Annotated in this window: 24 protein-coding genes, 1 tRNA gene and 1 riboswitch; of the genes, 18 read left to right on the forward strand and 7 right to left on the reverse strand. The window is 71.0% G+C overall.

Annotation, left to right across the window (positions count from 1 at the left end):
• Positions 1-1,386, reverse strand: a 1,386-nt coding sequence (locus BI06_RS54670; protein ID WP_043467231.1) for a GAF domain-containing protein, incomplete at its 3' end; no start/stop codon positions are given.
• Between the two features lie 246 nt (positions 1,387-1,632).
• Here BI06_RS54670 and BI06_RS10885 point away from each other — a divergent pair.
• Positions 1,633-1,706, forward strand: a tRNA-Ile gene (locus BI06_RS10885).
• 80 nt (positions 1,707-1,786) lie between these two features.
• Here BI06_RS10885 and BI06_RS10890 read toward each other — a convergent pair.
• The 3 genes from BI06_RS10890 to BI06_RS10900 form a co-directional block, all read right to left on the reverse strand.
• Complete coding sequence (locus BI06_RS10890) at positions 1,787-2,353, reverse strand: TetR/AcrR family transcriptional regulator (protein WP_043467233.1); 567 nt, start codon at positions 2,351-2,353, stop codon at positions 1,787-1,789.
• Positions 2,354-2,440: 87 nt separating this feature from the next.
• The gene (locus BI06_RS10895; RefSeq protein WP_043467235.1) at positions 2,441-3,268 is read right to left on the reverse strand and encodes an alpha/beta fold hydrolase; all 828 of its coding nucleotides are present in this window, start codon (positions 3,266-3,268) and stop codon (positions 2,441-2,443) included.
• A 107-nt stretch (positions 3,269-3,375) separates the two neighbouring features.
• Entirely contained in the window at positions 3,376-3,666 is a 291-nt protein-coding gene (locus tag BI06_RS10900) for a YiaA/YiaB family inner membrane protein (RefSeq protein WP_030397838.1), read from the reverse strand.
• A 245-nt stretch (positions 3,667-3,911) separates the two neighbouring features.
• Positions 3,912-4,083: riboswitch (cyclic di-AMP (ydaO/yuaA leader) on the forward strand.
• A gap of 12 nt (positions 4,084-4,095) precedes the next feature.
• Between BI06_RS10900 and BI06_RS10905 the strand changes: the two genes are divergently transcribed.
• The gene (locus tag BI06_RS10905) at positions 4,096-4,965 is read left to right on the forward strand and encodes a M23 family metallopeptidase (RefSeq protein ID WP_051740652.1); all 870 of its coding nucleotides are present in this window, start codon (positions 4,096-4,098) and stop codon (positions 4,963-4,965) included.
• Between the two features lie 63 nt (positions 4,966-5,028).
• Here BI06_RS10905 and BI06_RS47945 read toward each other — a convergent pair whose 3' ends face one another.
• Entirely contained in the window at positions 5,029-6,015 is a 987-nt protein-coding gene (locus BI06_RS47945) for a hypothetical protein (protein WP_030397840.1), read from the reverse strand.
• Positions 6,016-6,058: 43 nt separating this feature from the next.
• On the opposite strand from BI06_RS47945, the gene BI06_RS10915 reads away from it, so the two are divergent.
• The 4 genes from BI06_RS10915 (at position 6,059) to BI06_RS10930 (ending at position 8,899) form a co-directional block, all read left to right on the forward strand.
• On the forward strand, positions 6,059-6,643 hold the full coding sequence (locus BI06_RS10915) for a GNAT family N-acetyltransferase (RefSeq protein WP_043467236.1): 585 nt from the start codon (positions 6,059-6,061) through the stop codon (positions 6,641-6,643).
• A gap of 126 nt (positions 6,644-6,769) precedes the next feature.
• Positions 6,770-7,522 carry a sensor domain-containing protein gene (locus BI06_RS10920; protein WP_107113309.1) on the forward strand — a complete coding sequence of 251 codons (753 nt, stop codon included), beginning with the start codon at positions 6,770-6,772 and terminating at the stop codon, positions 7,520-7,522.
• 156 nt (positions 7,523-7,678) lie between these two features.
• Positions 7,679-8,419, forward strand: coding sequence for a hypothetical protein (locus tag BI06_RS10925; RefSeq protein ID WP_149030327.1), 741 nt, complete (start codon positions 7,679-7,681; stop codon positions 8,417-8,419).
• A gap of 30 nt (positions 8,420-8,449) precedes the next feature.
• Positions 8,450-8,899, forward strand: a complete 450-nt coding sequence (locus BI06_RS10930; protein ID WP_369826088.1) for a GNAT family N-acetyltransferase — start codon at positions 8,450-8,452, stop codon at positions 8,897-8,899.
• A gap of 28 nt (positions 8,900-8,927) precedes the next feature.
• On the opposite strand, the gene BI06_RS10935 is transcribed toward BI06_RS10930, so the two are convergent.
• Entirely contained in the window at positions 8,928-10,052 is a 1,125-nt protein-coding gene (locus BI06_RS10935; RefSeq protein WP_149030328.1) for a hypothetical protein, read from the reverse strand.
• A gap of 345 nt (positions 10,053-10,397) precedes the next feature.
• On the opposite strand from BI06_RS10935, the gene BI06_RS10940 reads away from it, so the two are divergent.
• The 12 genes from BI06_RS10940 to BI06_RS10995 all read left to right on the forward strand — a co-directional run bounded on the left by BI06_RS10940 (position 10,398) and on the right by BI06_RS10995 (position 19,831).
• Positions 10,398-12,167: a recombinase family protein gene (locus tag BI06_RS10940; RefSeq protein ID WP_158516414.1), complete on the forward strand. Its 1,770-nt coding sequence runs from the start codon at positions 10,398-10,400 to the stop codon at positions 12,165-12,167.
• A gap of 960 nt (positions 12,168-13,127) precedes the next feature.
• Positions 13,128-13,502 (forward strand): hypothetical protein, encoded by a 375-nt coding sequence (locus tag BI06_RS10945; protein ID WP_043467238.1) that lies wholly within the window; start codon positions 13,128-13,130, stop codon positions 13,500-13,502.
• A 149-nt stretch (positions 13,503-13,651) separates the two neighbouring features.
• The gene (locus BI06_RS10950) at positions 13,652-14,236 is read left to right on the forward strand and encodes a hypothetical protein (protein WP_043467240.1); all 585 of its coding nucleotides are present in this window, start codon (positions 13,652-13,654) and stop codon (positions 14,234-14,236) included.
• Positions 14,229-14,984 carry a hypothetical protein gene (locus BI06_RS10955; RefSeq protein ID WP_149030329.1) on the forward strand — a complete coding sequence of 252 codons (756 nt, stop codon included), beginning with the start codon at positions 14,229-14,231 and terminating at the stop codon, positions 14,982-14,984. The genes BI06_RS10950 and BI06_RS10955 overlap by 8 nt, the downstream gene beginning before the upstream one ends.
• Before the next feature lie 1,066 nt (positions 14,985-16,050).
• Complete coding sequence (locus tag BI06_RS10965) at positions 16,051-16,311, forward strand: hypothetical protein (RefSeq protein ID WP_043467249.1); 261 nt, start codon at positions 16,051-16,053, stop codon at positions 16,309-16,311.
• Positions 16,283-16,807 (forward strand): DUF6879 family protein, encoded by a 525-nt coding sequence (locus BI06_RS10970; RefSeq protein WP_043467252.1) that lies wholly within the window; start codon positions 16,283-16,285, stop codon positions 16,805-16,807. Before BI06_RS10965 ends, BI06_RS10970 begins: the two co-directional genes overlap by 29 nt.
• Positions 16,808-16,835: 28 nt before the next feature.
• Positions 16,836-17,684: a helix-turn-helix transcriptional regulator gene (locus tag BI06_RS10975; protein ID WP_033260162.1), complete on the forward strand. Its 849-nt coding sequence runs from the start codon at positions 16,836-16,838 to the stop codon at positions 17,682-17,684.
• A 100-nt stretch (positions 17,685-17,784) separates the two neighbouring features.
• Positions 17,785-17,979 (forward strand): hypothetical protein, encoded by a 195-nt coding sequence (locus BI06_RS10980; RefSeq protein ID WP_149030330.1) that lies wholly within the window; start codon positions 17,785-17,787, stop codon positions 17,977-17,979.
• Complete coding sequence (locus tag BI06_RS10985; protein WP_014137397.1) at positions 17,976-18,173, forward strand: hypothetical protein; 198 nt, start codon at positions 17,976-17,978, stop codon at positions 18,171-18,173. The genes BI06_RS10980 and BI06_RS10985 overlap by 4 nt, the downstream gene beginning before the upstream one ends.
• Entirely contained in the window at positions 18,166-18,402 is a 237-nt protein-coding gene (locus tag BI06_RS10990; RefSeq protein WP_043467260.1) for a hypothetical protein, read from the forward strand. The genes BI06_RS10985 and BI06_RS10990 overlap by 8 nt, the downstream gene beginning before the upstream one ends.
• 110 nt (positions 18,403-18,512) lie before the next feature.
• Positions 18,513-18,656, forward strand: a complete 144-nt coding sequence (locus tag BI06_RS52335) for a hypothetical protein (RefSeq protein ID WP_014137398.1) — start codon at positions 18,513-18,515, stop codon at positions 18,654-18,656.
• Between the two features lie 170 nt (positions 18,657-18,826).
• Positions 18,827-19,831, forward strand: a complete 1,005-nt coding sequence (locus tag BI06_RS10995; protein WP_369826097.1) for a methyltransferase domain-containing protein — start codon at positions 18,827-18,829, stop codon at positions 19,829-19,831.
• A gap of 287 nt (positions 19,832-20,118) precedes the next feature.
• Here BI06_RS10995 and BI06_RS11000 read toward each other — a convergent pair whose 3' ends face one another.
• Positions 20,119-20,913 (reverse strand): hypothetical protein, encoded by a 795-nt coding sequence (locus tag BI06_RS11000; protein ID WP_051740659.1) that lies wholly within the window; start codon positions 20,911-20,913, stop codon positions 20,119-20,121.
• Positions 20,914-21,139: the final 226 nt, after the last annotated feature.

Below are 21,139 nucleotides of genomic sequence, written 5' to 3' on the forward strand. Positions count from 1 at the left end.
GCCGCGCCCGCGCCGGGCCGGCTCGCTGAACAGCGGGGCCGACCGGGCCAGGGCGCGCTGCATCACGCCCTCCGAGAGGTCGGCCAGCCGGGTCAGCTCGGTGCGCCGCTCGCCCCCGTAGACGGTGTGCGAGACGGGGAGCAGCCGGCCCTCGTCGACCAGGTCCAGCACGATTCCGGCGGCTCCGAAGGCCGGCCGGCAGATGTCGGTGACGGCCGTGGTGACGTCCCGGACGGTGACTGCCCGGGACAGCGCCCGGGTGAGCGCCAGCAGCAGCGCCGAGCGGGCCCCGGCGGCGGAGGAGGCGCCCTCGGCGGTGCCGGCGGGCTCCTCGCCCGAGCCGGACGGGGCGGACCGGGCGCCCGGGGCGGAGGGGCCGGGGGCCCGCCCGCCGGGCAGCCCCTCCCCGGGCGGGCGTTCGCCCGGGGCCCGGCCGTGGTCGAGGTCGGCGATCAGGCCGGCGATCCGCACCGGGCGGCGGTGCACGTCCAGCATCACCTCGCCGGTCTCCTCGATCCGGATCACCCCGCCGCCCCGGCGCGGTACCCGGTAGCGGATCCGGTACGGGCCGCCGGTGGCGAGCGCCTCGGCCATCGCGGCCTGGACGTCCGGGAGGTCCTCGGGATGGACCACGAGGTCCAGGGCGGGCGCGGAGGAGGTGCCGCCGCCCTCCGGCGCGGGCCGGCCGACCAGTCGCAGCGCCTGGGCGTCCCAGAGGGTCTCGCCGGTGACCAGGTCGCGCTCGAAGGCCCCGTGCCCGGAGGCCCGGACGGCCAGCGAGAGCATCGAGTGGGCCGTCGCTGCGGCCGGACCGTCGGCGCCGGTGCACAGGCCGGGGCGCACCCCGTCCGCCGCACCCCGGTCCGAGCGCCCCTCGTGTCCCGGACGGCCCGCGGCTCCGTCCGCTCCGCCGAGTGCTCCGGTGCCGGCCCTGGCGTGCTCCAGCAGGTACCCGAGCCGGTGCCCGCAGGCGTCCGCGAGGGTCTCCAGCACGTCCAGGTCGCGCCGGGGGACGGTTCCCCGGTGCGCGAGCGCGAGCGCGAGGACGCCGAGCGGCCGGGTGTCGACGACCATCGGCAGGGTGGCGACGGCGACCATCCCGGTGCCCATCCCGGCGTTCCGGTTCGGATAGTCGGTACTGGTGCGTTCGGGGCTCAGCAGATAGGGGCGGCCCAGCCGCAGGGCCATCGCGGCGGGCAGGTCCCCGGCCGGATCGACCACGCTGTAGCGCTCGTGGGCCCAGTCGGGCAGTCCGTGGGAGGCCGTGAGCCGGAGCATCCCGGTGGAGTCCAGCAGGTAGAGGGCCGAGCCCTCGCCGGTGATCCAGCTGGGCCCCTCGGCGAGGACGGTGCCGAGCAGGTCGGCGGCGCCGGAGCAGCCCAGCAATAAGCGGACGCAGCGCATGGCACTGCGCGCGGTGGGGCTGCTGCGCGGGTCCACGGGGATGGCCGGCCTCTCGGGTGCCTTATGGGGCAGTTAATTCTTAATACCTTATTTCTTAATCGGGTGAGGGGAGAGTCGAACGACGTGCTCCGGGGTGGCCGGGCCGCCTGGTGTGCGTGGGGCCCCGCCGGGTCCGGTACCCTTCTCCGTACGACGTGCCGCCCCAGGGGTGGCGGGTCGTAACGGCGCGGGGCTATAGCTCAGACGGTTAGAGCGCTTCCCTGATAAGGAAGAGGCCACAGGTTCAAGTCCTGTTAGCCCCACACCAGTCCGAAGGGCCCGGAGCAGCACGCTCCGGGCCCTTCGGCGTTCCTTCCCCCGCCTTCACCGCGCCGGGCCGGGCTCAGCGGGGCCAGCCGCGCAGCCCGGCGGTCATGACGGTGATCATCCGCTCCTGGGTCTCCCCGAGGTCCTCGGCGAGCTGGAAGGCGCCGGCCGACGACAGCGCGGCGAAGCCGTGGGCCAGCGAGCGGAAGGTGCGGGCCGCGTGGATCGCCTCGGAGCCCTCCAGCCCGTACCCGCGGAGCACCGCGACGATCACCCCGACCAGCCGGGCGGCCGCGGTCGTCAGGTCCTCGTCCGGCCGCGGGGCCTGCGGCAGCGCGGCGTAGCGGTGCGGGCGCTCGGTGGCGTACGCGTGGTAGGCCCGCAGGACGGCGGCGACCGCCTCGTCCCCGCTCCGGCCGAGCGCCGCCTCGGCGAGGCGGTCGGCCAGCTCCTCGGTGACCCGGACGGCGATCAGCCGGCGCAGTTCGGCCAGTCCGCCGCTGACGTGCTTGTAGAGCGAGGGGGTGGCGACCTTGGCGCGGGCGGCGACGGCGGCCAGGGTGAGGGACTCGGGGCCCTGCTCGTCGATGACGGCGAGGGCGTGGTCGACGACCTGCTCGGGGGTGAGTCCGACTCGGGGCATCGCGGTTCTCCTGGGGGGCGTGGTGGGTCGGCGGACGGGGGCGGCGGCGGCCGGCCGGGGCGTGACGGGTGGACGGCGCGCGCGGCGTCAGGCCAGTTCGGCGAGGAAGCCCAGCAGGGCCTCGGCGGTGGCCTCCGGGTGGTCGGCCATCGGGTAGTGCCCGGCGCCCTCGACCATCACCTTGCGCGCCCCGAGCGCGGCGGCCTGCCGGTCGGCGACCAGCTCCGGGTCGCCGAAGTCGGGGTCCTTGGAGCCCATCACCACCAGCGCCGGGCAGCGCACGGCCGAGGTCCAGCCGACGGGCGAGGCGTCGCCGTGCACGTAGCCGCGGGTGGCGGTCCGCCGGCCCGGGGTGCGCAGTGCGGAGACCAGTCCGGCCACGTACTCCTCGTGGTCGGCGGGCTTGGGGCCGGGGAAGGCGGCCTTGCGCAGGTAGAGCCCCCAGAACGCGGGCGAGCGGACCAGCAGCGCGCCCATCGCCCGGACCATCGCCCGCTGCAGGGCGGTGGGCGGCACGTTCTCGACGAAGGCGTCCAGCAGGACGATCCCGGCGACCCGCCCGGGGGCGTCACCGGCGGCTCTGACCACGCTGGCGCCGGTGTAGGAGTTGCCCGCCAGCACGGCCCGCTCGACGCCCAGGTGGTCCAGCAGGGCGAGCACGTCGCCGGCGATGGCGGAGGGGGAGTAGTCCTCCCAGAGGATCGAGGACTCGCCGAAGCCGCGCAGGTCCATGGTGATCACCCGGCGGCCGGCGGCGGTCAGCAGCGGGCGCAGGTGCCGGTACGCGGCCCGGCTGTCGAGCATCCCGGGGAGCAGGACGACCGGGGCGCCGTCGCCGCGCCCGGTGTCGTCGAAGGCGATCCGGCCACCGGGGAGGTCGAGGTAGCGGGTGGCGGGGGCGATGGTGCCGTTCATGGGAGCCTCCTCGGGGCGGGGCATCGGCGAGTGCCGATAGCCATAAAGCTAAGGCTAATAGCCTTAGCCGTCAAGCCCTCCCGAGCGGCGGTCCGTACCCGGCCCGGTCAGACCCCCTCCACCTTGAACGGGTCGTGCTCGGTCAGCAGCTTGTCCAGCCGGGCCTGGTCGACCCTGGTGACGAGATCGGTGGTCTCCTGCCGGTCCCGGACCACCTTGGCCAGGGTGAACGCCGAGGTGACCGTCCAGAGCAGGCCGACGGCGAGGAAGGCCCTGGTCCACGGTTCGACCGGGAGGAAGGCGATCCCGAAGCCGAGGGCGGCGCCGGAGAGGGCGAAGGACAGGACGGCCTGGATGTAGTAGGCGGCCGTGGTGCGTGACTGCATCGGTGCGCTCATGGCGCCCAGAATGGCCGCGCGGCTCCGGCCGCACATGAGTAGTCGTACTCAGATGGGACCCCGTTCGTTGACGTCCTCTCACGTTCGGTAGTGTCAGGTGTCATCAAACGTCACAAATCGCCCATCGGGCCGCGTAGCGTCCGATCCATGTCCGGTCGTCACCAACGGATGGCTTGGAATCGGGGGACTCTCGGATTAACGTTTGATAACGCAGCGCGGTCCGCAACGCCGTACCCAGACGGCACCGTGCGCCGTCGCCTAATCCCGCCGGCCGGCCCTCCGGGCAGGCCATGGGAGCCGGGGAACCATGTTCCTTGGGGTGAATCGGCCGGGTCAGGGCACCGCCCAGGCTCAGCCGTAGGAGACCTTCCTGCTCCGAACCCGTCAGCTAACCCGGTAGGCGCGAAGGAAGGAAAGGAGCGCGCCTCCGTGGCGTCGACGCACACCCAGGCACACCCGTCCGGGTCCTCCACCGGCACCCAGCTGCTCGACCATCCGGGCCCGTTCGCCGGCCACGGCCCCTTCGGCGGCCCCGCCGACGAGAGCGCCCCGCCGGCCGCCGACACCAGCCGGCACCGGATGCCCCGTCAGACCCGCGGCACCGCGCCGCTGCTCGGCGTCACCGCCGTCGCCGCCACCCTGGGCGCGACCGGCTTCGCCTCCGCCACCCCGGCCGCCGCGCCCGCCGTGGAGACCCCCGACGAGACCCCGGTCGCGCTCTCCGCCGACCCCGGCCTCGCGCTCGCGGCCCGGATCCAGCAGCAGGCCGACAGCCAGCGCACCGCCGCCGAGGAGACCGCCCGGGTCCAGGCCGCCCAGGAGGCCGAGGCCAAGCGCGCCGCCCAGGTCGCCCAGCAGGAGCAGGCCAGGCGTACCGCCGAGGAGGCCGAGAAGGCCAAGCTCGCGGCCATCAAGCTGCCGGTGCGCGACTACCGGCTCTCCGCCCACTACGGCCAGAGCGCGCGCTACTGGGCGCACCTGCACACCGGCCTCGACTTCGCCGCCGACCAGGGCGAACCCGTCTACGCGGTCGGCCAGGGCACCATCACCTCGGCCGGCTGGGCCGGCGCCTACGGCTACCGGATCGTCGAGACCCTGCCCGACGGCACCGAGATCTGGTACTGCCACCTCTCCTCGATCATCAAGGGCTCCGGCAAGGTCCTCCCCGGCCAGCAGATCGGCAAGGTCGGCGCGACCGGCAACGTCACCGGCGCCCACCTGCACGTCGAGGTCCGCCCCGGCGGCGGCGCCCCGGTCGACCCGGAGACCTGGTTCGAGCAGCGCGGCGTCACCCCCTGACCCCGCCTCCCCCGAGCAGGACGAGGGGCCCCGGCCGCACCGGCCGGGGCCCCTCGCCGTGTTCTACGCCTGCTCCGGCGCCCGCTCGTCGCCGTCCGCCGGCTCCTCGGCCTCCGCCGGCCACTCCCCGTCCGCCGGCTCCTCCTCCTGGGCCCAGGCCGCCTCCTCCTCGGCCCAGGCCGCGTCCAGCCCGGCCAGATAGGCGTCGATCTCGGCCGGCCCCGGCTCCGGCGCCAGCTCCGGGAACTCCGCCACCAGCAGCTCCGGCAGCCCCGGCACCGTCCAGGTCCCGGCCAGCTCCAGCGCCGCCATCGCCGCCGCCTCCTCGAACGCCCCGAAGTCCCCGGCCAGCTCCTCCGGCATCGGCCGGCCCAGCGCCGTCAGCTCGGCCAGGTTCCGGTAGCTGCGCCGCATCAGCCCCTGCTCCAGCAGCCGCCGCGCGCCGTCCGTGGCCATCCCGACCGCCAGCGTCCGGCCGCCGGCCTCCCAGCCCCCGTCGTCCACCGGGTCCAGCACACCGTCCGCCTCCAGCGCCGCGAACGCCGCCAGCCGCTCCTCCTCCGGCAGCTCCCGGAACCCCTCCAGCCAGGCCCGCACCGCCTCTCCGTCGGCGGTGTCCACCCCGGCCGCGCGCAGCAGCAGCGTGTACAGCCGGGGCCAGGTCACCAGGTCCGCCCGGCGCAGCAGTCCGGCCGCCACCTCGCCCTGCCACTCGGCCTCCGCGTGCAGCCGCTCCTGCCGCTTGGCGTTCAGCCGCTTCGCCGCCCGCCGGTGGTCGATCAGCAGCCGCACCGCCGCGCCGTACGCCAGCGGGTCCTGCCCCGGCTCCGGCTGGACGTACAGGTACAGGCGCTCGTACAGCAGGTGCTCCACCGCGGCGGAGGTGAGTTCGGGCCAGCCGTCGTGCATCCTGCCCTCGCCCAGCTCCAACAGCGCCAGCACCGTTCGCAGCGGGCTCTCGGCGACCGGCTCGCGGCCCTCCGCCTCCGCCCACGCGAGCAGCTCGGCGGCCTTGGTGCGCGGGGCGAGCCGCAGGTCTTCGTCTTCCATAACCACGAACCGTAACCGCTGGTCGCGGGTAGGGTCGGGAGCCATGGTCCCCGTTCGACTCACCGGCCCCCGGCTTGCCGTTCGCGAGTTCCACCACACCCCCGAGGACGTGGCCGCGCTGCACGCCGTGTTCGGCGACCCGGAGGCCACCCGCTACCTCCCGTTCGCCCCGCGCGACCTGGAGACCTGCGCCGACCAGGTCGCCCAGTTCGTCGAGGAGGCCGAGAAGGAGCCCCGGGACGTCTACCGGCTCGCGGTCACCCTCCGCGCCGACACCGACGACCCGGCCCGCGCCGTCCCGATCGGCAACGCCGCGCTCGGCCTCGTGCCGTACCGCGCCGCCACCATCGGCTACGCGCTGCGCCGCGACGTCTGGGGCGCCGGCTACGCGGGCGAGCTGCTCGCCCTGCTGCGCGACTTCGCCTTCGGCCCGCTCGGCGTGCACCGGCTGGAGGCCCGGGTGGACGTCGACAACGCCGCCTCGATCCGGGTCCTGGAGCGGGCGGGCTTCCGGCTGGAGGGGCGGGTCCGGCACGACTACCGGGGCCCGGACGGCTGGCGGGACGCCCGGCAGTACGCCCTGCTCGCCGACGACCCGGCGGCCGGAAGCGCCGTGCAGGGGGGATAACCCCACCCCCGGTTCGCCGGGGAACCGGATGTCCGGCGGGCCCGCGTTTTGACAGGCTTCAGAGGTCGGCGGGAGACGCCCGACGAGCCCCCAACCGCGACCGACCCGAGGGACCGTGACCCGGCCATGAGCACCCACACCACGCAGCGCAGCGAGTACGACGCGTACGACGGCCGCACCGGGTACGCCGAGGACGACGCCGACGACCGCCGGCCCCGCGCCGTCCGCCGCACCGAGGAGCCGCCGTACGCCTGGCGGGCCCCGTTCAGCTCCTACTTCTACCGGGAGGTCGGCTACACGCTGACCGGTCTGCCGGTGGCGATCCTCGGCTTCGTCACCGCCGTCACGCTGTTCTCCCTGGGCCTCGGCACCTTCGTGACGGTGCTCGGCCTGCCGGTCCTGGCCGCGCTGACCACCGCGGCCCGGGGCTTCGGCCGCCTGGAGCGGGCCCGGGTCCGCGGCCTGCTGGCCCTGGACGTCCCCGGTCCGGCCCCGGTCCGGCCCCGCCCCGGCTTCTGGGGCGCCATCACCGCCCGGCTGGCGGACGCGGCCGGCTGGAAGGCCGTGCTGTACCAGGTGGTGATGTTCCCGTGGGCGATCCTCAGCATGACGCTGTCGCTGGTCTTCCTCTGCGTCGGCTGGACGCTCGCGCTCTACCCCGCCTACCACTGGGTGTTCGCGCGCTGGACGGACTGGCCCGGCTACCGGCTCTTCGACTTCACCAACGGCTCCGGCCACCACGTCTACTACATCGAGTCGCCGCTGCAGATCGCGGGCGTCTGCCTGGTCGGCCTGCTGTTCCTCTTCGTCACCCCGCAGCTGGTGCGCGGTCTGACCAACGTCAGCCGGCTCGCGGCCCGGGGCCTGCTCGGCCGCTGAACCGCCGAGCCGCTCGCACCGCCCGTCCCCGTCTGCTCCCCGTTCCGCCCCGCCCCCGTCGCCCCCGTCTGCTCCCCGTTCCGTCCCCGGCCGGCCGATCCTTCGGCCGGCCGTCTGCGGATGCGGCCCCCGGCGGGCCGTGTTCGGATGGCCGCGATGGCCGACCGAACCTCCCCCGCCCCGGCCGCCGCCCTGGTGACCTCCCGTCCGCTGGACGAGTACTGCGGCCTCTTCGGCCTCACCCGGGCCGCGCTCGCCGACCTCCGGGGCCCGCTGCTCGACTGCCCCGGCGGCGCCGCCGCCCTGGCCGCCGAGGCCCGCACGCTCGGCTGCCGGGTCATCGCCACCGACCCGGTGTACGCCCGGCCCGCCGACGAGATCGCCGCCCGCGCGCTGGCCGCCCGGGCGGCCATGGCCGCCGCGATGGACGCCAGTCCCGAGCTCTACCCGCCCCGCCGCCACCGCCCGCCCGAGCGCTACCTGCGCAGCTGGGACCGGGCCCGCCGGCTGTTCGCGGCCGACCGCGCGGCCCACCCCGGGCAGTACGTCGCCGCCGCGCTGCCCCGGCTCCCGTTCGCGGACGGCACCTTCGCCCTCACCCTGAGCGGCTACCTGGTCTTCGCCTATCCCGCGCTCTTCGGGCCCGAGCGGCAGCTGGCCGCGCTGACCGAGCTGGTCCGGGTCACCGCGCCCGCCGGCGAGGTCCGGGTCCATCCGCTGTTCGACGGCGCGGGCCGCCGGGCCGGCCACCTCGACACCGTCCGGCACCTGCTCGGCGAACGCCGGATCGCCAGTGAGATCCGGATCCTCCCGCCGGTCACCGAGGGCGCCCGCCCGCGCCGGATGCTCGTGCTGCGCCGGGTCGGCCGGTCGGCTCAGCCATCAGGTAATGGTTGAAAAGGCATTTCGCCCCTATACTCAGGGCCTGTGACCGAGATCCTGATCATGCCGGCCGCGGCCACGGACGCCGACCGGCTCACCGCCCTGATCCAGCACTGCTCCGCCTACCGCGGGGTGTACGCGCCGATGATCGCCGGGTACCGGGTGACACCCGAGTACCTCGCCCGGCACGAGGTCCACCTCGCCGTGCGCGCCGCCGACGACCACCTGCTCGGCTTCTACGCGCTGGTCACCGAGCCGGCCGACCTCGACCTGATGTTCGTCGCCGACGAGGCGCAGGGCCTCGGCACAGGTCGCCTGCTGATCACCCACATGCTCGACCGGGCCCGCGCCCTCGGTCTCACCGGCGGCGTCAAGGTCGTCTCGCACCCGCCCGCCGAGGCCTTCTACCTGCGGATGGGTGCCGAGCGGGTCGGTACCTTCCCGGCCCGGCCCCCGATCGGATGGGACCGGCCCGAACTCCGCTTCGCGCTCTGAGGCCCGACCCCGTCGGCCCCGGGCCCCGTCAGCCCCGGGGCTCCGAGGCGCCCGCGGCAGGGGCGTCCGCCCCGCCCGCCGTCGGCCCGCCCTGCTGCTGCGGCAGGAACACCGCCGGCTCCAGCCGGGAGAGGATCTTCTCCGCCAGCCAGCTGCGGTCCGAGCCGTAGGGGATCCCGTCCGGCGCCATCAGCCGGCCCGCCACCGCCTCCCGCAGCCGCTCGGTCTCCTCGGCCGGCAGCCGGGACAGCAGCCCGCGGGCCGCCAGCAGCGCGTGGTACTGCTCGAACCCGGAACGCGGGTGCTCGATCGCCTCCAGCACGCTCGGCAGGTCGCCCAGCGCCGGATCGCCCTGCATCAGCGCCAGCGCCTGGACCCGCCGACCCTCCGAGCCGTCCGCGAACAGGTCCCGCACCTGGGCGGCCGTCAGCGCCGAACGCCGGGCCGTCGACCGGACCTCCGCCACCAGTCCCTCCGACCCGCCCGCGGGGTCGGCCGGCAGCATCGACCCGGGCAGGTCGTCGGGCTTGCCGGTGCTGGTGCCGACCAGGCCCAGGTGCTGCATCGCCCGCATCCGCAGGTCGTCCGCGCCGACCCGGTCGCCCTTGCGGTCCCGGTCCTGCCCGGCCAGGAAGAGGTCCAGCGCCCGGTCCGCGTCCGAGAGCACCCGGGGAAGCGCCAGCCGGGTCAGCAGCCAGCCGGCCAGGAAACCGAGCAGCACGAAGTAGAGGACGAGCGCGGCGGCGAACGGCGAGGCGTCCGCGCCCCCGCCCAGCACCGGGGAGAGGGTCGAGCCGAGCTGGTCGAGCCGCTCGCCGATCGAGCCGAGCTGGGTCAGGCCGACGCCCAGCAGCACCTTGGTGAGCCAGTCCGAGACCTGTTCGAGGTTGGTGTTGGGCACGTAGGAGCCGTGCGGTTCGGCGCCCGCCGCACCGGTGCGCACCCGGGGCACGCCGAACAGGAACCCCAGCGCCCCGCCGACCAGGGCCGCCGCGCAGGCCACCACCAGTCCGCCGCCCAGGGCCTGCCACGGGTGCGGCCGCCCCAGCGAGAACAGCGCCAGCCCCAGCAGGCCCACCCCCGGCAGCGCTCCCGCCGCGGCCCGCCGAGCCGTCCGCACCGCCGCCGTACCGCCGGTCCGCCGTGTCGCCATCGCCCACACCCCCAGTGCCCGCACCCCGCCCCTGCGGAGCGCGCGCCGACTCTAGGCGCTGTCTCGTCACCGGGGCCAGCCACTGGTCGGGATGCCCTCCGGGCCGTCCCGGAAACCCGTCCGGGAACGCAGACGGCCCGCGGGCTGCTCCTCGGTGCCGGACCCACGAGGGGCCTGGCCGCCGAGGCACCGTGGATGTACCGGTGAGCCCGCGGGCCGGGTGACTGCTGGGAATTTCGCCTGGCCGGGGACCATTGGCCCCACCTTGCGCAGGCAAGGGCGGCTCTAGCGAGCAGCCACCTCACACATCCTGATGGAACTCATGTTCATAGGATGCTGCGCACTATGACCCCGTACGTGAGCCGGAACATCCGGCAGACAGAACTAGAGTCCGTTCGCGCAGTGATCTACGCCCGCCAGTCGAAGCGGCGCGTTGACGAGTCGGAGACCTCCACCGAATCCCAGATCGCCCGGGGCACTGCCCTGGCTGATGGCAAGGGCTGGAAGACCGGTCGGGTCTTCCAGGACATCGGTAAGTCCGGATGGGATCCCGACACCGAACGGGCCGGGTTCGACGCCATGATGGCGGCGGTGCGTGCGGGCGAAGTAGACGTGGTGGTCGTCTTCTCGCTGGCCCGGCTGACCCGCCAGGGCGCCATGGAGGCCATGCGCATCAACGACGTGTTCATGCAGCACGGCGTGCGCCTGGTCTCTGTCGAGGAGCCGTTCCTTGACACCACGCACCCCATCGGGGTGGCGGTGTTCGCCCTCATCGCTGCGCTGGCTCAGCAGGAGTCGGAGTTGAAGTCTGCGCACATATCCGAGGCCAAGGCTGAGCTGAAGGCCATCGGTGGCCACGTGTCTGGCCGCCCGCCGTTCGGCATGAAGACCGAGCGGGTCAAGGAAGGGAAGCTGGTCCGCTCCCAGCTCGTGCCGGACCCCGAGACGGCCCCGACCGTGCTCAAGATCGTTGATCGCGTCATGGACGGTGAGACGGTGTCAGGCATCGTGCAGAGCCTCAACGAGAAGGGTGAGCCGTCCCCCGGAGCGTTGTCGCTGGCCGCCGGGCGGAAGCGGTCCGGCCGGTCACGCAGCAACATCACACCGGCTGACCCTGACTGCCCGCCGCTCTGGGATGTGGGCACCTTGAACACCTTGCTGCGCCACCCCGCCCTTGGTGGCTTCGCCGCTGAGTGGGTCACGGACCCGGACGGGAAGCGCCGCCGCAGGGAGATCATGCGGGACAAGACCGGGGCTCCGATGGCAGCCCACAAGGGGCTCATGGAGCCGATCAGGTGGTACCAGCTCCAGGACGTTCTCAAGGGCCGTTCCCGAGCGAGTATCCGGCCCCGCAACCCGGAGAACGACCGGACGCTGCTGGGCGGCTGGGGTGTTCTTCGGTGCGGCATCTGCAACGCGAACATGATCTACGAAGATGGCCAGGCGCGATACACATGCCCCCGGCCGACGAACCGTCTGAATTCCCACGGCCTCACCATCCGGGCAGAGGCGGCTGACGACGCCGTGGCCCGTTCGGTCTGGGCCCGACTCCAGAACGCGGACCTTGAGGATGAGGAGGACCGGCAGTGGCTAACCGCCGCTGCGATCCGCTTCGCACGCCAGCGGGACGTGACCGGCCTCGAAGAGGAACGCGCAGAGACTGCCGCACAGCTCGAACACGTTCAGGAGTCCATGACTCAGCTCTACACCGACCGCTCCGAGGGCTTGTACAACGGGGCTATCGGTCGGCAGGCGTTCAAGGACACCCTCACCAAGTACCAGGCACATGAGGCGGGTTGTAAGAAGAGGCTGGCTGAAATCGACGCCGAGACCACCAAGGCAATCACCATCCCGTCGTCCTGGACCGGTTTGGACGGCGACGCCGACCCGATCGGTGAAAAGAGCCTCTGGGCCAAGTGGGGAGTGGTGGAGAAGCGCGAGTTCCTGAGCTTCTTCGTCACCTCCTTCAAGGTCGCCAAGTCAAAGAAGCGAGGGCGCGGCGCGAATCCGGCGGAGCGGGTGACCGCAGAGTGGGCCAAGCTGCCGACTCCGGAACCCGAGGAAGCAGCACCCGAAGCTGAGAACGCTGAGACTGATCTCCAACTGACCCCGTAGCTTCCTGAGAGCCCCGTTCGGCCCCCACTGGCCGGACGGGGCTTTCGCATGCCCGCAGAGCGTTACACGGGACCATGCAGCGCCCGCCGGAGGGGCTCCCCGTCGCAACCCCCTGTCAGGGCGGCTGTGCCTCCTCGCTGCCCGTGGCGTCGGACGGGCTGCTGTGAGGCCCGACACAGTGCGTTTTGTAGGACCCCGCCAGGCCGGCGAGCAGCGCGGGCCCTGTTCTCGCTTGGCTGCTGGCTGGTACGCGCTGTGGGGGTCCTACAGGTGCCATACGTCGGCCGACGGCGCGAGCGGCAGAATCCGTTTACCACTCCGCATAAATACCTGTGACAGCGGAGGCAGGCCGCAGAGTGGTCCCGTTAGGAAAGAGAGTAAGTGTTGTACCTACTTCTGTATCTATCTATAGCAGTACTCACATATAGCTCTGTAGGGGTACTGGGGAAACCTGTATCACCACCATGCCACTTTCCCAACACCATCGCGGGAGGACGTTCCTGCTGACTATCGGAATCGCCTGTGGCCGGTGCAGGAAGCCCCTGCGAGGCCGCCAGCGCGCCGTCTGCTCGAACGCCTGTCGCCAGGCACTCAAGCGGGCCGAGAGGCGAACCACCGCCGATCTCTTGGGACGCCCTTGTGATGTCTGCGGGGACGCTGCCGCCTCTGCCAACGGCCTCGGAGCATGGTGTGAGGCACACACGGCCAGGGCCCGGCACGAGGATGCCGAGGCGGCGCGCTGGGACGCCGTGTGCGCCTTGGAAGGCTGCGAGGACAACGCCGGATGGGACGGCACGGGCCGGGCCCGCAAGTACTGCTCGAACGCCCACAGTCAGAAGGCGTACCGGCAGCGCAAGGCCGCCGCTGCCGCGCTATCTGAATAGCTACTGATTCCGCCCTGTTGCGCCGCCATCCAGCGTGACGGGGCTTTTGCATGCAGAAACTCGAAAGGAATATCTGATGGATCGCAGGGAACTCGTGAACTCGGCCATTGCCAATGCTGTGGAGGAAGTCGAATCGGAGGGAGGTCGCTCCGCCAAGGCCGACTTTCCGGACGTGAACTTGCCGGAGTTTACCGCAATGCGCGAGAAGGTGGCGAAGTCGTCCGGCCTTTCTCTGGCGCTGGCTGGCCGACTGAGCGGGACTACCGAGGCCGAGATTAAGGCGGACGCCGATCGCCTCATGGAGGCAATTCGGTCCATGCCCGCCAATCTGCGCACTCACCCGAAGTCACTCGTTCCGACCGGCGGCGCAGTCGATCAGCCGCCCTCGCACCTGGACATTGATCCGATAAAGCTCGCCGCCAACATCATGGCTCGCCGACTGGGAAGCTGAATACCAATGACCGGAACCAGTGGAATCCCCGAAAACTCGGACCCGTCCATTCGAGTGCTCAACCCGGAGGGCTCAAAGGGAAACGGCCAATTCGGCTGGCACTTCTGGTGCGACCCGGACGACACCGACGACACGGCGAAGGACTGTGAATGACCGAGTACCGAAACGCCAACTTCCTGCCCACCATGGAGGCAATGGCGAGCGTCCTCACCTTCTCGGCCGAGGGCCGTCCCTTGCTGGCTTTCCGGCCGGTGATCGGCTGGCTGTCAGACCCCGTGCTCACGTACGCCGAGAAGACCGGCGGGCACTCGATCCCGTACGCCATTCCGCTTGTTCTCACCGCTAGCGGTGTGGTGCACGGAATGTCCCCTGCGGAAGCTTCCCCAAAGGAAACCGGGGACGGAATCCGCGTGCCGGCCGAAGACTTCCTGTTGGGTGTCTCGCCCAGCCGGGCCGAGGCCCAGCAGGTGTACGGCGCCGTCCCGGATGCAATCGAGCGCCTTTTGGTGGATGTCGCCGAGCAGCAGGAAGCCGCCGAGGCCGAGGCCCGAGAGGCCGCCGAAAATGCGGCACGCGCCGAGCGTGAAGCCGCTAAGCATGCCGCCGACATGGCCGCCGCAAAGGTTGCACAGCGAGCCGACGTAATCAGCGGTGCCGACGCACTCATTGCCGAAAATCGCGAATTCATCGCAACGCATTCCGTCATCACGCCTGAGGAGCACACCCTTGCCTGAAAACCTGACGCCTGAGCAGCAGCGTGCAAAGCGCCTTGAAATGCTCCGCACCCAGGCCGAAATGGCCATCCCGCATTACGTTGACCTGATGACCCCGGATTCCGTCCGGGCCGCCCTCGCCGAGCTGGAGAGCGCTCGGGAGCGCCGGGACGCCGTGAACGACCTGGTGGGCGCGCTCCGCGCAGAGCTGGCGGGCCTGGACGAGAAGGACGCCAGGGCCGCCAAGGACGCCATCCGCGACGGCAAGCCGATCCCCAAGGCCACGAACCGGGGGCCCCTGGAGAACAAGCTTGCCGAGGCCGAGCGGCAGCAGATACCGCTGTACGAACTGGCCGTCGAAGCAGCTCACGCGGTGAAGGCCGCAGCCATCGCCACTCGCGCTGACTGGCGACAGGCCATCTGCGAGGAAGTCGAGAAGACCCGCACCGAAGCGCTGACCACGACCGCCCGGCTTACGGCCCTCATGGATCAACTCAGCATCTACGCAACGGCAGTTGAGGACATGGACGGCGACCTTGCCCAGCCGTGGGGAGCGAATGAGCGGCAGTGGCGGATCATGGCCCCGCGTGGCGGGATCACGTGGGACACCGACCGGCGAGCGCTGGACCGGATCGCCTCTGACCGGCTGGAGTACTCGACCACCTATCCCGGCGGCCTGCCCGGCCGCCTGAGCCCCGACGCCGACCCGGCGGAGGAACACAACCCGATGGCCATCCCGTCGGCCCCGTTCGGCTCCCGAGGCTGGTGACCGTGGGCCAGGCATGGGAGGGCAGCGACCGGCGGGCACGCCTGCCGCGCAACTGGGCCACGCTGCGGCGCAGCGTCATGCAGCGCGCTGGCTGGCAGTGCGAGTGGATGCGGGCGGACACGGGCCAGCGCTGCCCCGAGGTGGCGTCCGACTGTGACCACGTGGTCCCCGGCGACGACCACAGCCCGAGCAACCTGCAAGCGCTGTGCGGCTACCACCACGGGGTGAAGTCGGGCCGTGACGGTGGCCTGGCCGCTGCTGCTGGCCGGAAGCCCGGTGGCCGGTACTCACGGCTGCGCAAGCCACCCGAGCACCCTGGTTACGTTGCGTAGCAGGGGAGGGGTGGGGGAGGGCTCCCTTGGTCTCTCTCAGGGATCGGTGCCGATAGCAGGGATCGGCCTCTCTACGGGTCTGGGAGTTCCGGCCGGGCCCGCCTGTCACCCGCTGTGACCTGGCCCGGCGCCTGATTCGCCGTCCGGCCCACCCGCGCATGCACAGCGCGGGTGCACCTGCGCGCCCGCCCGCGCACGCGTGGGGCCCGCCAGGCCCAGAACCCCTACAGAGCCGCCACCCGGGGCCCTGGTCGACCCGACAGCCGGCCGGGGCCCAACGGGTCCACCCAACCCGCCACGGCCCGCCAAGTACCTACCGTGGCAAGAAGACTGGAGATGCCCATCCGAACACCCTTCGTCCATCCGCCATGCGGTCGGCAGTGGACCGGCCAGCGCGCCGAGCACTGCCCGGCCTGTCACGAGACCTTCGCCAGCACCTGAGCAGGCGACGCCCACCGAACCGGCCCGCACAACGCCCGGAGGTGCCTCCCACCGGCCACGGCCGGACTCTGGCAGGACGCCCGGGGCCTCTGGCACCGGAAGCCCTACCCGGATCTCTGAGCGCGCCCGTGCCCCCGTTCCGCCCCTCGCTGGGCAGGACGGGGGCCCTTCGTTGTTTCGGGCGTGCGCCTCCGTGCCTGACGCATGATCAACTTGCATGCTGCCTTGACGACATCGCCGCTTTGAGTGATGGTCGTGCACATCCATGCAACCGGCACAGCACGGAGGGCACGATGGCACTAGAGTTCATCGGGATCGACCCCGAGACGCAGCAGCAGGGATCACCGACTGTCTGGGTGGACGCAGAGCAGAAGGAACTCGTGTTCCTGGGCTGGAAGGCGTCTCCGGCCTTGAAGGAACAGTGTGAACAGAATACGGCACCCGGGCACGCTACCGAAATCCCTGAGAACGAGGACGTGATCAGGTTCCCCGCGCGAATGATTCCTGTTCTGAGGGAGGCGTGCGATGCCGCAGAGCGAGCCGGACTTCTTTGAGCTTCTGAAAGAGGCCAGGCACTCCGCAGTTCATCTAGAAATGCGTGATGCATACGGCGTCGGCGACGAGTCCGAGGACTTCGACCGCTGGGTGACCTCCGGAAAGCGGGATTCTGATCCCACGTCGCCGTACTGGGCTCCCTGGGTATCCGTCATTTCTGAGACGGTAGCCCGGGGCGTCAAGGTTCGCCGCGCTCGTATTGTTTCGGAGCCGGTTACGGATTACATCCGGTGGGAGCACGCCGGCACGGTCGTGAACATTGCGGCGGGCGAGGAGATTCGATGGCTTCCCCGTCGGCTGGCGTCCGGGATCGCGCTCCCCGGAAACGACTTCTGGCTCTTTGACGAGAAAATCGTTCTGTTCAACCACTTCACTGGAAACGGTGATTGGGCGGGACAGGAGCTGAGCGCTGTCCCGGACGTTGCCCAGCTGTGCGCGTCTGCCTTTACGGCGGTATGGGATTTGGGAATCCCGCACGACGAGTACAAAGTCTGACCCATCAAACATATCGGATAGCTAGCTCATGCCTTCATCTCCATCATCTAGTGCTCAAGACGCCCGTGAAGCCGTGGCGGCCCGACTGCGGGAACTGCTCCTAGATGCAGGGTTGACGGGGCGGGAGCTGGCTATCCGCTGTGGGTGGCATCCCTCGAAGTCCTCTCGGATTATGAACGGGAAGACCCCACCCTCCGATGCTGACATACGTTCCTGGTGTGAAGCGTGCGGAGCTGCCGGGCAGGCGGATGACCTTATTGCGGCAAATCGCACTGCGGACTCTATGTACGTTCAGTGGAAAAAGTTGCAGCGCAATGGAATGCGCCGCGCGCAAGAAGAGGTCGTTCCCCTTTGGGAGCGCACGCGCCAATTCCGCGTTTACGCTTCCAATGTTGTGCCGGGAATGCTTCAAACGCCGGGATACGCCACTGCCCTGATGGCCTCCATCACTGAATTTCAGGGCACGCCGGATGATGTGGCGGAGGCCGTGGAGGCCCGCATGGCTAGGGCTCATGTGATCCGCGAAGGAAATCACCGATTCGCATTGTTGATGGAAGAAACCGTCCTGCGCTATCGAATTGGTGATTCCGAGGCTATGGCGGCCCAGCTGGGATATCTCCTCGCAGTGATGGCGCTTCCTCGGGTCAGTCTCGGGATTATTCCGTTTACGGCACCGCGCCGAATTTGGCCGCTGGAAGCGTTCTACATTTTCGATGATCAGCACGTCGCCGTGGAACTGCTCACGGCAGGAGTCAATGTCAAGACTCCCAGCGAGATTGCAGAGTACGGGCGCGCGTTCGAGAGGCTGGCAGAGCTGGCAGTCCACGGGTCCCAGGCAAGGGCGTTGATCACGTCGGCGATTGAGGCACTGGGGTGAATCCGTGCAATCTCATGCAACTTTGTAGAGTCCAACTCGCCTAGGTCCCTAGCGTGTTGCTCATCGGTTCTGAGCAGTCCGAGGGAGTGGCCCCATGGCGGTGAGCACCAACACTCGCAAGACCAAGACCCGCGCCGAGTACCGGGCCGAGCAGCGCCAGCGCGCTCCCGTCGGCGATGCGCTGGCCGACTACGACCCGGCGTACGCCGCCAAGGCCATGGGGCGAGGCATCCCCAAGGACTGGCCGTTCTGCACCTGCGGTGCCGATGTGTGCCCCGACAAGGGGGCCGCATGACGCTGCCCACGGCTTCCGCCCCGGCTGTCAGTGCGCCGGAGAACCCCTGTCTTGAATGCGCCTACTTCGACGGGGTCGAAGCGCAGTACCCGGCCGACACGAACCCCACCATTGCGCGGCACCTGGTCAGGTGGCGGCAGCGGCACGCCGACGACGGCGAGTGCACGAACCCGGAGGCGGACCCGGATGAGTGACCGCCAGGACGACCGCCAGGCGGCCGTACAGCCCCCCTCCGGGGACGTTGAACCCGTGGACCCCTTCGAGTGGCTGAGGACCCACCCGTGGCCCCGTAGGCGGCCCGCCGGGCCCCGGCCCGTTCTCAGCCCGGAGGAGCACACCGAGGTGACCCTGTCGCCGGAGGACCGGCAGCGCCGGGCGGTGCTGCTGGCCCGGGTGCGTGAGGCGAACCACCCGAGGCGCTGACGCGCCCAACAGAACTCCCGTCCCGGCCACCTGGGGAAGGAATGGCCGGGACGGGTCGCAAAACCCGGCAGGCAAAAGCCAGTTGGGTCAAACGGCACGGAGGTACTGAGATGGGTAAGCGCGGCGGCGGCACGGGCGCCGGTGACGGCGGCAAGCAGCAGGACGACAGCAACAAGGGCTCCGGGCACGGCGGCGGCGGGTCCGACGAGGGCGGCAACACCTCGGACGGCCAGAGCCCGGCGGGCGGCAAGTGACCGGCGAGACGCTCAAGGAGGCGGGTCCCCAGGGGCTCGCCTCCGTGCTGGTGGCCAGCGGCGCGCTTTCCTCGGACTGGCTCCCGTCTTTCAAGGCCGTGCCCCGCGAGCTGTTCGTCCCGGATCGCATCTGGCCGGGCATCGCGGACGGCACGAAACAGAACCCCGTCGTGTACCGGTCGCAGGATCCCGAGGCGTGGCGAAGGGCGGTCTACTCGGACATCCCGCTGACCACGCAGTGGGACGACGGAGAACATGAGGGCGACGGGCTGGGCACGACCCCGAGTTCATCCAACTCCATGCCCACGATGGTGTTTTCGATGCTCCGAGACCTCGACGTGCGCCCCGGTGACACGGTGCTGGAGGTCGGGACCGGGACGGGTTGGAACGCCGGCCTGCTGGCTCACCGCCAGGGCGACGCCAACGTGGTGACCGTCGAGTACGACCCGAACGTTTCCCGTGGCGCTCGGTCGAACCTGGACCGGGCCGGACTTGAGCCGACCGTGATCGAGGGAGACGGGCGGTCGGGGTGGGCCAAGGGCGCTCCCTACAGCCGGATCATCGCCACGTGCTCCCTGCTGGAGATCCCTGCGGCTTGGCTGGAGCAGACGGCCCCCAGCGGGATCATCGTCGCCCCGTTCGGCACCGAGTACGGCGGAGAGCAGATCGTCCGGCTGACCGTGAACGACGACGGGACCAGCGCGCACGGCACGTTCACCCGAAGCTCGGCGTTCATGCGGCTGCGCCAGCAGCGCACCGACCGGCCGCCCTTCGAGGACTACCTACGTGGCCGGGAATGGCCTGCCGACGCCGCGAGAAGCACCACCACGCTAGCCCCTCCGGACACAGGTGGGTGGTTCGAGCAGTTCGTCATCGGGGCGGCCGTGCCCGGGACGTTCTGGCGGGCGGAGCGCTACGACAACGGCGCGTACACGCTGTGGCTCTACAGCCGGGACACCCGGTCGTGGGCCTCCGCCGACTACGAGCGGGACCGCACGGAGTACGAGGTGTACCAGTCCGGCCCCCGCAACCTCTGGGACGAGGTGGAGGCCGCCTGGCGCTGGTGGGACGACCAGGGCCGTCCCGACTTCGACCGCTTCGGACTCACCGTGACCCCGAACGGCCACACGGTGTGGCTGGACCATTCGAAGAACCCGGTTCCCGTCCGAGGCTGACCCAGACCGGCCCGGCCGTCACCACGTCCCCCACGGGCGGGCGGGCCCCGACATGCCGAACCCCCGGGGCCTCGATTTGAGGGGGTCCCGGGGGCACGACAACTTCTGCGCGTTCCCGTCCGCTGGGCTACGACTAGGCCGTAACCTCAGCGGAGGCGCGCCCGAGCGAGTCAGACGCGCTCACGTGCGCAGTTGCGTAGTTACTCAACTCAGGATCACCTCCTTTCAGTGTGCCGCCACTCTAGGCAGCGCCCCGGAGGGAGGGCAACGGATTTATCGCGGCCGGATCAGGCCGCCTGCACCTTGTCCTTGAACAGCGCGTAGTCGATCACCTGGTCGGCCGGCGGGGCCTGGACGGTCAGCGCCTTGTCGATGTCGGTGAAGTCCATCTGGCCGCCGCCCTTGCCGCTCTTCTCGATCCGCAGCGGGTACGGCTTGCCCTCGGTGGCGACGTGCAGGGTGACCTCGCCGCCGGAGCTGTTCTGCGACTTGACGCTGAAGGTCTTCGCGCCGTTGACGGTGCCGGCCGAGCCCTTGGTGATGTTGGTGGCCTTGCTGTCGTCGCCGGCGCCGAAGGTCTTGGTGAGCTCCTTCAGGTTGCAGGCGGTGGTGAGCTCCTTCATGTCCGGGTCGTCCTGCGCGCCGCCGATCCAGCGGCCCTTGAGGAGCTCGACGGCCTGGGGGTTCTTCCCCTCGGTGGCGCTGTTCAGGAACGCGGCGTCGGGCTTCAGGTAGACCTGCTTGCCGTCGCCGAGGAGCTCGAACTTGCCCGTCCCCGGCAGGCTCAGGGTGCCCTTGCACTGGCCCTTGGTGTCCACCGCGAGGTCGACGGAGACCTGGTCGGCGTCCTTGTTGACGGTGCCCACGACCTTGACCGAGGTGGCGCCGGCCAGGGCGTCCTTGGCCTGCTTCTGGATCTCCTCGGCGGTGAGCTTCTCGGTGTCCAGCCCCGGCGCGGCGGCGGTCTTTCCGGCAGCGGCCTTGTCGGTGGCGACGGGCTTGTCGTTGTCGCCGCAGGCGGTCGCCCCGGCCACGAGCAGCAGGCCGATCGCGGTGGTGCTGGCAAGGCGCTTCGACAGCATGAGTGTGTCCTAACTCGGTGCGACGGTCCGCATCCAAAGGAGTTGTCTTTGCACTCAGTATGATCGTCGGCCCCAACAGGTCGATCTTGTCCCGGGGTGCTGTTACCGCCCCGTGGCAGGACCGTGGCCCGGAGCGGACGCCCGCCGTCCGGACCGGACGCCCGCGCTCCGGAGCGCACGTGCCCCGGGGAACGACGAAGGCCCGGAGGACGAGTCCTCCGGGCCT

The organism is Kitasatospora sp. MBT66 (genome assembly GCF_000710405.2).
Lineage (GTDB): Bacteria > Actinomycetota > Actinomycetes > Streptomycetales > Streptomycetaceae > Kitasatospora > Kitasatospora purpeofusca.

Bases quoted from the DNA above. Each gene is read 5' to 3' on its own strand.
- BI06_RS10890 (WP_043467233.1), bottom strand. From the start codon at position 2,353: ATGCCCCGAGTCGGACTCACCCCCGAGCAGGTCGTCGACCACGCCCTC.
- BI06_RS10895 (WP_043467235.1), bottom strand. From the start codon at position 3,268: ATGAACGGCACCATCGCCCCCGCCACCCGCTACCTCGACCTCCCCGGT.
- BI06_RS10900 (WP_030397838.1), bottom strand. From the start codon at position 3,666: ATGAGCGCACCGATGCAGTCACGCACCACGGCCGCCTACTACATCCAG.
- BI06_RS47945 (WP_030397840.1), bottom strand. From the start codon at position 6,015: ATGGAAGACGAAGACCTGCGGCTCGCCCCGCGCACCAAGGCCGCCGAG.
- BI06_RS10915 (WP_043467236.1), top strand. From the start codon at position 6,059: ATGGTCCCCGTTCGACTCACCGGCCCCCGGCTTGCCGTTCGCGAGTTC.
- BI06_RS10920 (WP_107113309.1), top strand. From the start codon at position 6,770: ATGAGCACCCACACCACGCAGCGCAGCGAGTACGACGCGTACGACGGC.
- BI06_RS10925 (WP_149030327.1), top strand. From the start codon at position 7,679: ATGGCCGACCGAACCTCCCCCGCCCCGGCCGCCGCCCTGGTGACCTCC.
- BI06_RS10935 (WP_149030328.1), bottom strand. From the start codon at position 10,052: ATGGCGACACGGCGGACCGGCGGTACGGCGGCGGTGCGGACGGCTCGG.
- BI06_RS10940 (WP_158516414.1), top strand. From the start codon at position 10,398: ATGACCCCGTACGTGAGCCGGAACATCCGGCAGACAGAACTAGAGTCC.
- BI06_RS10945 (WP_043467238.1), top strand. From the start codon at position 13,128: ATGGATCGCAGGGAACTCGTGAACTCGGCCATTGCCAATGCTGTGGAG.
- BI06_RS10950 (WP_043467240.1), top strand. From the start codon at position 13,652: ATGACCGAGTACCGAAACGCCAACTTCCTGCCCACCATGGAGGCAATG.
- BI06_RS10965 (WP_043467249.1), top strand. From the start codon at position 16,051: ATGGCACTAGAGTTCATCGGGATCGACCCCGAGACGCAGCAGCAGGGA.
- BI06_RS10970 (WP_043467252.1), top strand. From the start codon at position 16,283: ATGCCGCAGAGCGAGCCGGACTTCTTTGAGCTTCTGAAAGAGGCCAGG.
- BI06_RS10975 (WP_033260162.1), top strand. From the start codon at position 16,836: ATGCCTTCATCTCCATCATCTAGTGCTCAAGACGCCCGTGAAGCCGTG.
- BI06_RS10985 (WP_014137397.1), top strand. From the start codon at position 17,976: ATGACGCTGCCCACGGCTTCCGCCCCGGCTGTCAGTGCGCCGGAGAAC.
- BI06_RS10990 (WP_043467260.1), top strand. From the start codon at position 18,166: ATGAGTGACCGCCAGGACGACCGCCAGGCGGCCGTACAGCCCCCCTCC.
- BI06_RS52335 (WP_014137398.1), top strand. From the start codon at position 18,513: ATGGGTAAGCGCGGCGGCGGCACGGGCGCCGGTGACGGCGGCAAGCAG.
- BI06_RS11000 (WP_051740659.1), bottom strand. From the start codon at position 20,913: ATGCTGTCGAAGCGCCTTGCCAGCACCACCGCGATCGGCCTGCTGCTC.